Here is a 13832-nt window from a genome sequence, read left to right on the forward strand (position 1 = left end):
GCCAGCAAGCTGGCGCAATTTATGGCCCCCGCCCAACCCTGCTGCACTGGCTGCGTCCGGCTCGCAGTCGCAGGCTCCTCGCTCGTTCCCGTACTCGCCATCTCCGCCCCGTCCGCCCCCGCGAGCGGGGGCTCCCCGCTGAAAAGCTTCACCTGCGGGCTTCGCCAGCCCGCACCCGGCCAACCCGCGTCAGCGGCGCAGACAAGCTGCACCGCCGCCACGGGTTCCCAATAAAACCCGGTTCCGGCAGGCAAAGCGGGGCGAAACCCGGCGCTGACGTCGGGGAAAAAATGCGCTAACATCGGGAAAGTGCCCGTCGGGGCCAGTTGGCATGTTCTTTAACAGGGTGGGAAAAAGCGGCGGAGAAAAAGGCTGCTAAATCAGGGGGAAAGGTCCGCTAAACTGTATGATGGCGTCGGGATAGTCCCTAAGACCCGATAGGATTAGCAGGTGGATTAAACTTATATACTTACGCGCCTAACCCAATGAGTTGGATCGATCCGTGGGGGTTATACAAGGGTGAGGGACAACGGGGTTTAGGGAAGTACCATGTCTTCCATGAACACACCCTGAATTCATCGGAATATCAATTATCTGATGGTCAGCACTTTAAACGGGGCAACCAATCTGTGTACGAAAGAATGCAGCGCGATCCGGCATTCAGACGTGAAATGCAGACTAAATATCCGGGAGTGGTGGAACATGTTCAGCCAAATTCTAAAGGGAACTTTAGAGGGACTTCACCAAAGAATATGACTTGGCATCATGAGAATCAGCCAGGGAAATTAAGTCTGGTTGACCGATATGACCATAAGTCCTATCACAAGATTTATCATCCTGATGGGTCAGGTGGTAGAGATAAATGGGGAGGTGGGAATAAATGCCGCAAGTAATGGAGTTATTATATGAAAACAATTAGTGGTTTCGATCAGTTACTTAGTCTTTATAAACAACTGCCTGATGTTGGTTGGATTTATATTGATAAAGATTTTGATACAGAATCTACCCAAGATATTTTAAATAAAAATTATTATCTGGCTGAAAATGATGATGAAGAGTTTGATATGGATGAAACTCATGGAACATTTCTAGAATGCCCCATGTTTGCAGATATTATCGATAACAAACTGGAACACAATCCTAATGCGATTAAAGAAGATTTAATTGAAGCAGTGATACATTATCTTGTATACGATGATTTTCTAGATTAAGCCGCAAACCGGAAGATCTTTATGATCTTCCGGCCTTATTCATGATTTACCGAGGTGCATAGCCACGGCAAGCCGGCGCTAACTGAAGTTTAGATATGGGGCTGCATTTTAATACGTATCGGTATTATGCGCCGGAGATTGGCCGGTTTATCACACCTGATCCTTTAGGTTGGGCGGGCAATCCTAAAACGGCAACGCATATCACTTATCAGGGTATTGATGCTGAAACTGGCAAACCGTATGTGGGCTATGCCAGTAAGCAGGGGCGACAGGCAGCCCAAGAGATATTGAAATATCGATATGGTAACGGTTTTGGTCGCTTTGGTGGTAAACCACCTGAAGTTATCTATGAAGGTTATTCTCAAGCAGGTAAAGATACTGCTCGTGGATTAGAACAACGGCGATTTGAAAATCTGGGTGGTCTTGAGGGTACAGCTAATAAACAAAATCCAGTGGGACCAAACAATACCCGCCGGACTGATTATCTGGCTGCGGCGGACGAACATCTAGGGCAAACAACTAAACGCAACGGCAAAGGAGGCAGCCGTTGCTGACGGCTGTTTTGATCAATGGTGAAACGAATTGTCTGGAAGCATAACCATCTGGTTAATATTAAACTGAGGGATAATCTGTATACCATTGGACAGATGCTTAATAGTGTAGAAATGCAGTTTTATGATATCTGTAATACAGATGGAGTCTGGAAAAATATTGATTTAAATCAAGTGCCTACTTTATTTCGGATTTTAGTTGTCAATGCTGTTTATAAATTGATGCCAGATAAAATTAAGGATAAATCAGTTATTCCTAATACTCAATCCTATAATAATTACTGGATAAAGCCTTATTCTTCATTCGATGGTGATCATTATCCTGGAGGTAAAAACTCTTTTTTATTTATGGGCGGTAAACTGATTGATATCGGTCCTGAGGGTAATATCGGAACCACACTGGCACCCGTATTAAAAGAAGACTTAACCTTACCAAACGATCGGGAACTCATTGAAAAATATGAACTAACCAATATGTGGTCACATGAAGAGTTAGCAGAACGTCTGTGTCGTTATTTTGATACCGGTATTAACCGTGATGACCTGAAATTCGAGGTGTTTCCGGGACTGTGGGATGACAGAGAGCAATTAAGGCCCTTGACCAGTCGTTTACCGGTACCGCTACGATAATATAGATAATATATAAAAGCCGGAAGATCTCTGTGATTTTCCGGTTTGATCAAATAACACTGAGCGCATCTCTCTTCCCCCGCCTGACCGCCGTCTGGCAGGTATTGTATAACGGCAACCGTGCACTGCTCTGTCGCTATCACTACAATGAACATGCTCAACTGGTGGGTGTCAGCCATCGGGATACCTCCATATAATAAATCTAAAGATGAAATAATTAATATGTTCACTATCGAAGAATAAAGTTAAGAGCCGGAAGATCTCCGCGATCTTCCGGCCTGATTATGATCTACCGTAACTTAATCTCATTGAACTGGCTCTGTTGCCGGGGTAGTCTTGTTTACCCAGTTGCCGCTCAGTGCATAGCAGATGGTGTAATAACATTCTTTGGAAAGCCATTTAACTGGGTTATTGTTGCAGATAATTTATTAAATCCTGTTAATCACAAATGTCGAGTAATAAACCCGTTGGAAACCAATTCAGTGCGATTAGTCACTTTTGTTTTGGCAAAGATATTGCGCAGGTGGGTTTTGACGGTAGATAGGGAAATATTAAGTATCTGTGCAATACGTTTGTTACTTGATCCTTCTCTTATCAAATTAATAATTTCTTGCTCTTTATCTGTCAGAATAGTGGGTGTTTCAGGAAGCAAGTCCCTGACAGCTAATTCAATTAATGGCAGAATAGCACTGAGGCGGTTAAAGTCTTTTGGTGTAAATGGGGTATCTCGTAATAAAGAGACGCCGGCAATAATTCGGTTGTGTTGACGGATAAATATTTCAGCGATGTCCTGTATATTATTTGGCTGCATAAATTCATGATAATATTTGTTATGTTTAGTCAGTGTTTTCTGATCCATGCCAACCATATTGATATCATTTTGTTGATAATTAGCCGGTTTTAACGGATCTAAATGCTGAAAATGAGTCAGATAATTCTGGTGAGTTTCGTCGGAAATACCATATAGAATGTAATTCTCAGGGCGTAATTCATTATTCACCAAATAGAATGCTGCGGCTGAGATAGGAATCAGATGCGCAATGGTGTTTAAGCAGCTGTGGATTAGAGCATTTTCACGGCTATTCGGTAGTACAGTAGACAAGAAAATTCTCCCTTTAGAATAATGTCTAACTGGATAAATCAATACTGATGATTAATTAAACGCTAATTAAAATCCAGAGTCAACACAAAATAAACATATTAATAACGTGATATAGATTGCAATAATTGAAATTTCTCACCGTGATGATCACCTGTTAAGAATAGAGATTTTAGTATATATCTGAAATAATTTCTTAATGCATTGATTAAGTAATCTATTTTTATTGATTGATATTTAAGTGATTATTTTTGATTTTTGTTTTTTTCTGGTGTTTTTCGTCACACCTTTTCGGCTATGAATCCCCCTTTAGGTATCGTTCTTTAGGACGATAGCCGGTATTCCGTTTCACTTTCTATAGTGTATTTATTTATCCTCAATAAAGTTTACAAAAAATTCACAAATAAATCGCTGTGAGCGTTATTTCTACGATCGGAAGTAAAAGGGAAAATAAATGAAGATGTCAACACGACTGACTTCGCATATTGAAAAGGGAGTGGTGGGGTTTCCTACTACATTGGCAAGTTCCATCGGGGTGATCATGGCGAGTCCGGTTATTCTGACTGTGACCAGTGGCTTTGGGATTGGTGGTGACACTTTCGTACTGGCAATATTGATCAGTTTTATCATGATGCAGGCCCAAGTGACGACGTTTGCTGAGGCAGCAGCTATTTTGCCTACTTCCGGCTCTGTTTATGACTATATTTCTTGTGGCATGGGGCGGTTCTGGGCAATTACTGGTGCGCTTTCGGCTTATTTGATTGTTCATATTTTTGCGGGTACGGCAGAAACGATCCTCTCCGGTATTATGGCATTAGTGAATTTTGACGGCCTTAATACGGTGGTGGAAAGTCATAACGCTTCATGGATGGTCGGCGTTGGGCTCGTTATTACGTTCGGATTACTTAATGCGTTGGGTATTGAAGCGTTCGGTAAAGTCGAAATTGTGCTGACATCCTGCATGTGGAGTACCTTGGTTATTTTCAGTATTTGCGGATTATTAATGCCGTTTGCTGTGCCGCTGGAGAGTTGGTTTGGTGAGGGGCTTAATGTAAGCGATCCCTTTGCCGTGCTGAGTCTGGTAGGTATGGCAATGTTTATGTTTGTCGGCTGTGAACTCGTGACGCCAATGGCGCCGGAAATTAAAAATTCTGCCAAAGTTTTGCCGCGAGCAATGGTGACGGGCCTGTGTGGGGTGGCTTTCTGTATGGGGCTATATGGGGCGTCAATCAGTCATCAGGTAGAAAATGTGCTGGTGGATGTAGAAAATAATGTTCGTTTGCTGGAAACGCCAATGGCCATTCCTGCTTTTGCCGGCCAGGTGATGGGGGATTTTGGTAAATATTGGATTGGTATCGGGTTATTATTGGCGGGAGCGGCAACGATTAATACCCTGATGGCGGCGGTACCACGTATTCTCTATGGTATGGCATTAGATGGAGCATTGCCGCGTATTTTTGCTTATCTACATCCACGTTTTAAAACGCCAATATTTGGGATTTTGGTTGCGGTAATTATCCCCTGTTTACATGCCTTTATTATTCAAGGTGATTTGAACCGGATTATGCCTTTGGTGCTGGCAGCGGTATGTGCCTGGTGTGTCGCTTATTTGTTGGTGACATGTTCCGTGATATTACTGCGTATTCGCAGACCTGATTTACATCGTGCTTATAAATCTCCTTTTTTCCCATTACCTCAAATTGTCTCTAGTGTAGGAATTATTTTGGCGATCATTCACATTACACCTCCGGGAATGAATCCCGGTGATGTGTATATTCCATTCGCCATCATGTTGGGCCTGACCGCCAGCTATGCTCTGTTTTGGACGCTCTGTGTGCAACGGGTGAATCCGTTTAAACCCGTACCCGTTGAACAGGTACTTTCACATACTTTCACTCAGGGTGAATTGCCGGAGGTACAACTTGAGCCACTTCGTTCCCTTAATTGATGGTATTTGGCGGCGGTTAAATAAACCCCGCTATCCTACTGGCTATCAGGCAGGTGTAACGCTAAGCCGGTTGAAACAGAATTTATCGCCTTACTGTTGTGAGCGTTTATCAGCAGAAAGTTTGCAAGTGACGTTACCTGATGGATTGCAGATTGAAGTTTGTGAAAAGCCGAAGACGCTGTTTCTGGCCTATATTGTCAGTTGTTGTTTTCGTTTGCAGGGAATCACGTCACTCAAGGAAGAAATCGTTATTAAAGCCAAGGTAAAGGGGATATTTCGGCGAAAAACCGTGACTTATTACTGTTGTCATGGTGCAGAGTTTGGGCAACAGATTATTGATTTACTCAATCAGTATCCATTAATTGGTGAAACATTAGCTGAGTTGGATTTCCGGCATCTCACATTAAATATTCATCAGGGACGATGGCAATTTGAGGTGGAACATTTTGCCGCTTCTGAGGTTGTCAGCCGATTGCCGGCCAGTCGTCGTTATTTACGTTTGACTTCTGAACAGCGCCATTTGTTGCTCAGTACGTTGCTGATGTTTAGTCAATTCATGAGGAAGGTAGATGAAAAAACAATAAGATACGGATAACTTTTGTTTATTTTTAAAAAAAAACCACCGATCTTTATTCAAGGGTCGGTGGTGATGGTGATGTGAGCGCAATGGATATTTACATTGGCACAGAATTTCTCGCCATATTTAAAGTATCGACAAGCTGATCAATATCTGCCAATCATTTTTCGTTAGTTGCGATCTTAAATAATTAGCGAGATTGATCTGGTAATCGATCATATTGCTAAATCCAGCTGGCCCCATATCACCAGAATTATTGACTTTGATTTTAAGATAGAGATCACAGATACTCAGGTAAATTTACTGAAATCTTTTATCGAATCATTGTTATTCAATCTATACTGAATATGTAAAATAATAGATAGGAAAATTTAAATGGCAATGCTTGACAATAGGGCAAGGAATTATCAAGTCTTTGAAGATCGATTTACCTAAAATCAATTCTATACCCTATGGATTTCAAGATGTATCGCGACGGCAAGGGAGCGAATCCCCGAGAGCATAGAGAACTATGTGATTGGAGTGAGGGCAGCTAACAAAGGGCAACTTGAAAGATAACGGATATATTTCGGAGGAAATTGTTAATGTCTAGGACTGGTGAAGAATATATTGAAAGCCTGCGTGATGGAAGAACGATTTTTCTGAATGGAGAAAAGATCACTAATCACGTGGATCACCCTGCTTTTCGGAATGCAATTAGAACCGTAGCTTCACTTTACGATTACCAGGCAGCACATGCTGATCAGATGACGTTCGAAACGTCTGGTGGTAAGCGCGTTGGTTTATATTGGGAGCTTCCTACTACCCGAGAGAAATTAATTGCCAGAGGTGAGGCTGCGTATGCCTGGGCAATGCAGAGTTGTGGTTGGTTAGGTAGAAGCCCAGATCATGTTTCCGCTGCGCTTACCGGAATGATGACTCACTTGGAAATATTCGAGGAATATTCTAAGGATAGAGCTGAAGCGTTAAAAAATTACTATTCCTATGCCCGCGATAAAGATATTTATTTGTCTTTCACCTTAGTCAATACACAAGGTGATCGTTCCAAAACCCCCAGTGAGCATATAAAAAATGAATTTCATACTCTTGGTGTATTGGAGGAAAAACCGCAAGGAATAATTGTTCGCGGAGCAAAGATGTTAGGGACAGCCGCCATCCTTGCAGAAGAAGTTGTGGTTGGCGTGTTTAATCCACTCAAAGAAGGGGTTGATGATAAATATGCTGTGTCTTTTGCCTTACCATTGAATACAAAAGGAATAAAAATTCTTTCCAGAAAGTCCTATGAAATAGGCAGCAATAAATTTGATTCCCCTTTATCGCATCAATTTGACGAAAATGATGCTGTCGTTTATTTCGACGATGTTTTCGTTCCGTGGGAAAGAGTGTTTATTTATAAAAATACGGAGATGTGTCGCCAGCAATTTCTGGCAACTGGCGCTGACGTTTTAATGGATGTTCAAGGTATGGCTCGGTATGCCGTTAAGCTACATTTCTTAACGGGTTTGGCTCATCAACTTACCGAAGCCACTGGCGTCAATGAGATTCCTGCTGTTCGTGAGTCATTAGCTGAGCTTGCTTGCTGTGCCACTAATATTGAAGGGCTGTTTCGTGGTTTGATTAATAATCCTGATCGACATAATGAGTATTATATTCCTAATCGCTCACAACTGTATGCTTGCCAGGTCTTATTACAATCAACTTATCCAAAGGTGATAGAAAACATCAGAAAACTCTCAGGGGGTGGTGTGATTATGTTACCGTCAAGCTATATTGACTTAGCAAATCCAGAAATTCGTGACTTAATAGAAAAAACGCAATATTCAACTTTGTTGGCACCCATTGAACGAGTGAAATTACTGAAATTAGTGTGGGATGCTATTGGTTCTGAGTTTGCATCACGTCATACTCAATATGAAATGTTCTATTCAGGCGCGCCTTTTATTGCTTTGTCTCGTGTTTATGAAAAATATGATTGGGATTTTGCTAAAAGTATGAGCAAAGGGATTTTAGACTCTATTGATGTGAGTTGAATTCTGTATTTAATTCGAATGCAGTTAATCAGTTTTATTTTTATCGAATGTGAAGAAGCGGGATAGATTATATCCCGTTTTTTGTTCTTTAATCGTTTAAAAGATGAGGTGACTTGATTAATAGCATATTGAAATGTTGAATTGTTTATGTGTCCATCTATAAATTATTTCATCTTGTTAGAGAGTTATTTTGCTGAAATATTTTGACATATTTATATCTTGTTTTTGAAAGTTAATACACAAATTATTCTATTAATAATAGTAATTGTTCTTATGCTTAAATAAAAATTTAGTGCATGATTTGCCGCGTCAAAAAATCAAATACCAACAATCAACAGTCAAAAAAGAGAATAAAATGAAAGTAAACATAATGATATGTACTCTTATGGCTTCCTTTAATGTCTTTGCCTCTCAGTGCCACAAAATAAACTTTCAGGAAGATCAGCAAATAATAACCGGGAATTTTAATTCTCAAGGGGGAGCGTGTATTGAGTTTAATATTCAGCCTGAACATTATGTACGTGGATCGGCATTGGGTATGCGGAAGTTAGTCGCGCAGAAGGGTAATCAACAACATATTCGTACGCTTTTCACTGATAACCCGGTGGATGCTCGTCAGTTAATTGGCTTTACTGTTCCTCTGGCGGGAAAATACCGGTTGGCAGCCAGGGGCAACGCAGGAGAACCGTGGCAGCTTACATTGTCATTTCCATCTTATATTCCCAAGGATAATGATTACAGGCAGCAGCCAGAAAGCCTGCGTCTGAAACAACTTCAAACTGAAATTGCACAAGGAAAAGGCCCCCATGCCTTCTGGCGGGAAATAACCCGCAAGGGTGCGCCGTTGATTGAAGATTATGATGATAAAAATAAGCGCGTCACTTTCCTGTGGCGCGGCGCAAAAGCGAATGTCTTTATTCTGGGGGCACCGAGTGGTGATCATGATCCGATGTCACATTTAGCAGGTTCTGATGTCTGGTTTCGTAGCTATATCGTTCCGTCAGATACCTTGATGCAATATAAATTGGCTCCGGATTTGCCGCGGATTGAAGGCTCGGCTGACGAACAGCGTAGGTCGATTTTGATTACTGCACAGGCCGATCCATTGAATAAAAATGTAGTACCGGCTGTATCCGAAGATGTGTTTAATCATGATTCATTGCTGGCATTAAGGCCGACCCTGTGTGATATCGCACAATTCAAGCAATTACCTTTTCAGGGAGCGACTAAACTTCATCAGCTTGAGAGCAGGATTTTAGGTAATAGTCGGGAAATTGCGATTTATCAACCGGTTACTCCGATGAAACAGCCTGCTATGTTGGTGCTATTTGATGGGCGGATTTACCGCAAACAGTATTACATTGATAGATTCTTTGATTCCCTGATCGAACAGGGCAAGATCCCGCCTATGTATGTGGTGTTTATTGATAGCTTGGATAGTGTACGTCGAGGTCAGGAATTACCGCCTAATCCTAATTTTGCTGAATTCATGGCGAGTGAGTTGATGCCGTGGCTGGCGGCTCAGGGTATTAAAGCCCCGGCAGAACGCACCATTATTTCAGGTTCCAGTTATGGTGGATTGGCATCTGCATGGGTGGCATTTAATCATCCTGAATTGTTTGGCAATGTCCTTAGTATGTCTGGTTCGTATTGGTGGGCTCCTCAGGGAGAAAAGCCTGAATGGTTAATCCGTGAATTTGCCAAAGCAGAGAAAAAACCCTTGCGTTTCTACTTACAGGCGGGATTGTTCGAAACCCATGTGGGGGAATTGGAGGGCATTTTATATAATAATCGCCGCATGAAAGAGACATTATTACAGAAAGGTTATCCAGTTGAATCCAGTGAGGTTTCTAGTGGCCACAATTATATTTCGTGGTGTGAAACCTTGTACCACGGAACCCGATCATTGGTGGCGAAATGGTGAGTTAATTCTATTTTCTTCACATAATTGTCACATAATTTATTTAGTATCCCTTTATCAGATAACGATGATTTTTATTCCGATTGCGTTTTAATAAGGAAACCTTAATGTCGAACAAATATACGAAAAGTTTGGTTGTAGTCATGGTCTCAGCCTTAATTTCAGGTGTCAGCTTACCGGTGTTGGCGACTGATGATCAAAATGCTAATCAAATTATGGCGGAAGGTCGGGCGGTGAAAGGTAATATTACGGAATTTGGTGGGGCTCGCCGTATGACTCAAAACCAGACTGAGGCATTAAAAGCAGCGATAAATAATCATAAAGCTAAGAATGTTATTTTGTTTATTGGTGATGGTATGGGGGATTCTGAGATTACTATTGCTCGTAACTATGCAGAAGGCGCGGGTGGATTTTTCAAAGGAATTGATGCCTTGCCATTTACCGGCCAGTACACTCACTATTCTCTGGATAAAAAGAGCCGTAAACCCAACTATGCGACGGATTCAGCCGCTTCTGCCACCGCTTGGGCTTCTGGTGTAAAAACCTATAATGGCGCATTGGGTGTTGATGTATTTGGTAAAGATCATCAAACTCTGCTTGAGCTGGCAAAAGCGAATGGTAAAGCAACAGGTAACGTAACGACGGCCAGGGTGCAGGATGCCACGCCAGCAGCACTGTATGCGCATGTCACTGACCGTAATTGTTATGGCCCGCAAGAGACGGTAAAAGGATGTCCAACGGATGCGCTAGAAAATGGCGGTCGTGGTTCCATTACAGAGCAATTACTGGTGGCTCGTGCTGATATCACATTAGGTGGAGGCGCTAAGTTTTTCGCCCAGAAATCGGTTGCCGGCGCTGGCAAGGATAAAACGTTGGAACAGCAGGCACAGGAACAGGGTTATCAGTTGGTCACGGATGCTAAATCACTGGCATCCGTGACTAGAGCGAATCAGAAAAGACCGCTGTTGGGCCTGTTTCATGAAGACAATATGGACATTGCCTGGGAAGGACCTAAAGCAGTTTATCACGGTAATATTGATAATCCCCCAGTGACTTGTAAAGTCAACTCGAAACGGAATCCTGATGCGCCGACGTTGGCACAGATGACGGAGAAAGCCATTGATTTGTTAAAAGAGAATAAAAATGGTTTCTTCTTACAAGTGGAGAGCGCTTCTATTGATAAGCAGGATCACAAAGCTAATCCTTGTGGGCAGATTGGAGAAACCGTTGTATTAGATGAGGCGGTGCAAGTTGGCTTGAAATATGCGCGTAAACACGGTGATACATTAGTTATCGTCACCGCTGATCATGCTCACTCCAGCCAGATTATTGAAGCTCATATAAAATCTCCGGGGCTGACTCAGGCATTAATCACGAAAGATGGCGGTGTGATGGCGGTTAACTATGGTACTTCTGAGGGCAAAGAACAGGAACATACGGGTACTCAGCTACGAGTGGCTGCTTATGGCCCTCAGGCAGCCAATGTTGTAGGTCTGACTGACCAGACAGATCTATTCTTCACGATACGTGATGCGATGAAGTTAAAGTAATTTTTGGGTGGTTGGGGAATAAGTGGTTGAGGAATAAAGAGTTAAGGCCGGATATTCTCTGGCCTTAATTTTTTTGTTTTTTTAGTGTATATTTTTCTCTAATTACATTGGTAGGACAAATACAGCTGTGAACTAAATAAAATTATTGAGAGAAATACTCTAGATTTGATGAATAAATTAGTGATATGGAAAAAGCCATTAAAGTTAGTGATGCAATTTTAAAGAAATAATTAGGCTGTATATAGCTACTTTGCATATGCAGCAAATGTAAAGTCTTGCCTAATAATGCCCATAAGCAGGAAACTGGATATAGAGTTAAAAGTAAAATTACCATTGAGGATAAGTATATATACCCTATGGATTTCAAGATGCATCGCGGCGGCAAGGGAGAGAATCCCCGGGAGCATAGATAACTATGTGACCGGGGTGAGCGAGTGCAGCCAACAAAGAGGCAACTTGAAAGATGACGGGTATAGTTGGTAATTCAAAAGCATAAGAGGGAATAATATAAGAAGCTAGTATGAATGCTTTTGGACTAAGTAATGTTGTTATAAATATTTCTTTGAACGTTATTTCATCTGAGCAACTAGAGGTTAATGAAGATTTCCAAATTTTTATTGATAAAAAGGCAATGTAAATTGCAGATAAAATTTTCAGCAGAAAATTAATCCAAGGGAAATATAAGTAAATAAATGTTAAGGTAAAACCTAAGATACTAACGGAAATTAAATAACCTAACATTACAATAATTATTATTTTTTGTAATTTTCTCCAGTTTATCTTCAATCCAGAAGATAATATCAATGTATTTGTTGGTCCTGGCATAACTAATAAAAAAGATGAAAGGTAGAATATTTTTAGGCTTTCGTTGGATGAGAAATAATGAATGAGATGTTCCATTAAACGATATCCTCTAATATTGATGTGGCTTTTCGGAAATTCCACATAATAGCTGAAAACGACTCGTTAGTATATTTTCAGTAATGATGGTTACTTGGTGTAAAAATAAAATGCAGTTTAGAAATAATAATGTTATGTGACAAATTACTATTGGTTTTTTAACATTTGAGTAGTGTGATTCGATAAAAAATAAAAATATGATGTCTATAATGACTTTTTACGCAAAGTCCTGATGCGTCGCTCGGACAATCAACATTAGCAGAACAGAGGGCTCAGTTCCCATATGCCTATCATTTTGATGCGGATGGCGTTGCGAGTTTTCTAAAACGTTATGCAATGAATCGAGGTGTTAGCCATATAGAAGATGATGTGACTCATATAGAAATTGATGAGAATGGAAAAATAGGATATCTGGAAACAAAAATACACGGAAAACTTAAAGCTGATCTCTATATTGATTGTACTGGATTCAAAGGATTATTAATTAACAAGGCATTGAATGAGCCATTTGTGAGTTTTTCAGATGTGCTAAAAAATAACCGAGCAGTAGCATTACGAGTACCTAGAAAGGATACGGGTGATATTGAACCATATACAACAGCTCGTACAATGTCCAATGGATGGCGTTGGACGATTCCTTTGTATAAGAGGAATGGTTATGGGTACGTATATTGTGATACATACCAAAGCCCTGAAGAAGCTGAAGCTGAATTAAGGAAATCCATTCCATATGAAAATGCAGAGTGTGTTGCAAATCATATTAGAATGAGAATTGGTCGTAGCAATCGTTCTTGGGTAAAGAATTGCGTAGCGATTGGATTATCAAGCGCATTTGTTGAACCTTTAGAATCAACGGGAATTTTTTTCATTCAACATGGAATTGAGCAGCTCGTCAGATTTTTTCCAAGAAGTAGCGGCAATGAGTTACTCATTGAAGAGTATAATACGCGAGTTAATCGTGTTGTTGATGGTGTTAAAGAGTTTCTATTGCTCCATTTCTCATTAGCAAAGCGTAATGATACTGTGTACTGGAAAGAATGGAAAAATGTTGAATTACCTAAAGAGCTTTTAAAAAAAATAATGTTAGCGGAAGATCATTTGCTGGATAAAGAAACTATCTATCCTTTCTATCATGGTTTTGAAGAATATTCGTGGAATACTATGATTCTGGGTTTGGGTTCAGATTCACTCAGGGCGCGAGCATACTTTTTTACCCCCCCCTTGAATGAACCGTAATTATATGATCTCATTCTCCTTATTTTTCTTTTTAATACTCGCCCATGAATCCGAACCAGACCCTGATTGAACATTTAACCGTTGTGAAAGAAACTCGTTCTGACATCAATCGTCAATACGAGCTGATTGATGTTATTTTTCTTGTCATCAGCGCCATTCTCGCTGGCGCTGAAGGTTGG

Annotated in this window: 12 protein-coding genes and 4 pseudogenes; 13 read left to right on the forward strand and 3 right to left on the reverse strand. The window is 40.9% G+C overall.

Annotation, left to right across the window (positions count from 1 at the left end; genetic code table 11):
• Nucleotides 1-189 precede the first annotated feature (189 nt).
• Nucleotides 190-333, reverse strand: coding sequence for a hypothetical protein (locus tag AAC155_RS23205; protein ID WP_158019888.1), 144 nt, complete (start codon nucleotides 331-333; stop codon nucleotides 190-192).
• A 98-nt stretch (nucleotides 334-431) separates the two neighbouring features.
• Between AAC155_RS23205 and AAC155_RS23210 the strand changes: the two are divergent.
• From AAC155_RS23210 to AAC155_RS23230, 5 genes and pseudogenes are all read left to right on the forward strand, one after another.
• A pseudogene (locus AAC155_RS23210) lies at nucleotides 432-893 on the forward strand (HNH endonuclease); the annotation flags it as partial.
• 12 nt (nucleotides 894-905) lie between these two features.
• Nucleotides 906-1211: a hypothetical protein gene (locus AAC155_RS23215; RefSeq protein WP_011148374.1), complete on the forward strand. Its 306-nt coding sequence runs from the start codon at nucleotides 906-908 to the stop codon at nucleotides 1209-1211.
• Nucleotides 1212-1306: 95 nt separating this feature from the next.
• Nucleotides 1307-1765, forward strand: a complete 459-nt coding sequence (locus tag AAC155_RS23220) for an RHS repeat-associated core domain-containing protein (protein ID WP_113044314.1) — start codon at nucleotides 1307-1309, stop codon at nucleotides 1763-1765.
• 15 nt (nucleotides 1766-1780) lie between these two features.
• Nucleotides 1781-2392, forward strand: a complete 612-nt coding sequence (locus tag AAC155_RS23225; protein ID WP_011148372.1) for a hypothetical protein — start codon at nucleotides 1781-1783, stop codon at nucleotides 2390-2392.
• A 32-nt stretch (nucleotides 2393-2424) separates the two neighbouring features.
• Nucleotides 2425-2589 carry a hypothetical protein gene (locus tag AAC155_RS23230; protein WP_158536629.1) on the forward strand — a complete coding sequence of 55 codons (165 nt, stop codon included), beginning with the start codon at nucleotides 2425-2427 and terminating at the stop codon, nucleotides 2587-2589.
• 245 nt (nucleotides 2590-2834) lie between these two features.
• Here AAC155_RS23230 and AAC155_RS23235 read toward each other — a convergent pair whose 3' ends face one another.
• Nucleotides 2835-3494 (reverse strand): response regulator transcription factor, encoded by a 660-nt coding sequence (locus AAC155_RS23235; protein ID WP_113044315.1) that lies wholly within the window; start codon nucleotides 3492-3494, stop codon nucleotides 2835-2837.
• Nucleotides 3495-3945: 451 nt separating this feature from the next.
• Between AAC155_RS23235 and AAC155_RS23240 the strand changes: the two genes are divergently transcribed.
• The 6 genes from AAC155_RS23240 to AAC155_RS23265 all read left to right on the forward strand — a co-directional run bounded on the left by AAC155_RS23240 (nucleotide 3946) and on the right by AAC155_RS23265 (nucleotide 12000).
• Nucleotides 3946-5439, forward strand: a complete 1494-nt coding sequence (locus AAC155_RS23240) for an APC family permease (protein WP_113044316.1) — start codon at nucleotides 3946-3948, stop codon at nucleotides 5437-5439.
• Nucleotides 5414-6034, forward strand: a complete 621-nt coding sequence (locus AAC155_RS23245; RefSeq protein ID WP_113044317.1) for a DUF3156 family protein — start codon at nucleotides 5414-5416, stop codon at nucleotides 6032-6034. Before AAC155_RS23240 ends, AAC155_RS23245 begins: the two co-directional genes overlap by 26 nt.
• Before the next feature lie 566 nt (nucleotides 6035-6600).
• Nucleotides 6601-8046: a 4-hydroxyphenylacetate 3-hydroxylase family protein gene (locus AAC155_RS23250; protein WP_113044318.1), complete on the forward strand. Its 1446-nt coding sequence runs from the start codon at nucleotides 6601-6603 to the stop codon at nucleotides 8044-8046.
• A 355-nt stretch (nucleotides 8047-8401) separates the two neighbouring features.
• Nucleotides 8402-9970 (forward strand): alpha/beta hydrolase-fold protein, encoded by a 1569-nt coding sequence (locus tag AAC155_RS23255; RefSeq protein ID WP_228902810.1) that lies wholly within the window; start codon nucleotides 8402-8404, stop codon nucleotides 9968-9970.
• 104 nt (nucleotides 9971-10074) lie between these two features.
• On the forward strand, nucleotides 10075-11517 hold the full coding sequence (gene phoA / locus AAC155_RS23260) for an alkaline phosphatase (protein WP_113044319.1): 1443 nt from the start codon (nucleotides 10075-10077) through the stop codon (nucleotides 11515-11517).
• Nucleotides 11518-11850: 333 nt separating this feature from the next.
• Entirely contained in the window at nucleotides 11851-12000 is a 150-nt protein-coding gene (locus AAC155_RS23265) for a hypothetical protein (protein ID WP_229015731.1), read from the forward strand.
• A 36-nt stretch (nucleotides 12001-12036) separates the two neighbouring features.
• Here AAC155_RS23265 and AAC155_RS24590 read toward each other — a convergent pair.
• Nucleotides 12037-12417 (reverse strand): annotated as a pseudogene (locus AAC155_RS24590) (LysE family translocator); the annotation flags it as partial.
• A 267-nt stretch (nucleotides 12418-12684) separates the two neighbouring features.
• Here AAC155_RS24590 and AAC155_RS23270 point away from each other — a divergent pair.
• Both AAC155_RS23270 and AAC155_RS23275 read left to right on the forward strand, forming a co-directional pair.
• Nucleotides 12685-13653: pseudogene (locus AAC155_RS23270) on the forward strand (tryptophan 7-halogenase); the annotation flags it as partial.
• A 44-nt stretch (nucleotides 13654-13697) separates the two neighbouring features.
• Nucleotides 13698-13832, forward strand: a pseudogene (locus AAC155_RS23275) (transposase family protein); the annotation flags it as partial.

Source organism: Photorhabdus sp. HUG-39 (assembly GCF_963878365.1).
Classification (GTDB): Bacteria; Pseudomonadota; Gammaproteobacteria; order Enterobacterales; family Enterobacteriaceae; genus Photorhabdus; species Photorhabdus kayaii.

Bases quoted from the DNA above. Each gene is read 5' to 3' on its own strand.
- AAC155_RS23205 (WP_158019888.1), bottom strand. From the start codon at position 333: ATGCCAACTGGCCCCGACGGGCACTTTCCCGATGTTAGCGCATTTTTT.
- AAC155_RS23215 (WP_011148374.1), top strand. From the start codon at position 906: ATGAAAACAATTAGTGGTTTCGATCAGTTACTTAGTCTTTATAAACAA.
- AAC155_RS23220 (WP_113044314.1), top strand. From the start codon at position 1,307: ATGGGGCTGCATTTTAATACGTATCGGTATTATGCGCCGGAGATTGGC.
- AAC155_RS23225 (WP_011148372.1), top strand. From the start codon at position 1,781: ATGGTGAAACGAATTGTCTGGAAGCATAACCATCTGGTTAATATTAAA.
- AAC155_RS23240 (WP_113044316.1), top strand. From the start codon at position 3,946: ATGAAGATGTCAACACGACTGACTTCGCATATTGAAAAGGGAGTGGTG.
- AAC155_RS23250 (WP_113044318.1), top strand. From the start codon at position 6,601: ATGTCTAGGACTGGTGAAGAATATATTGAAAGCCTGCGTGATGGAAGA.
- AAC155_RS23255 (WP_228902810.1), top strand. From the start codon at position 8,402: ATGAAAGTAAACATAATGATATGTACTCTTATGGCTTCCTTTAATGTC.
- phoA (WP_113044319.1), top strand. From the start codon at position 10,075: ATGTCGAACAAATATACGAAAAGTTTGGTTGTAGTCATGGTCTCAGCC.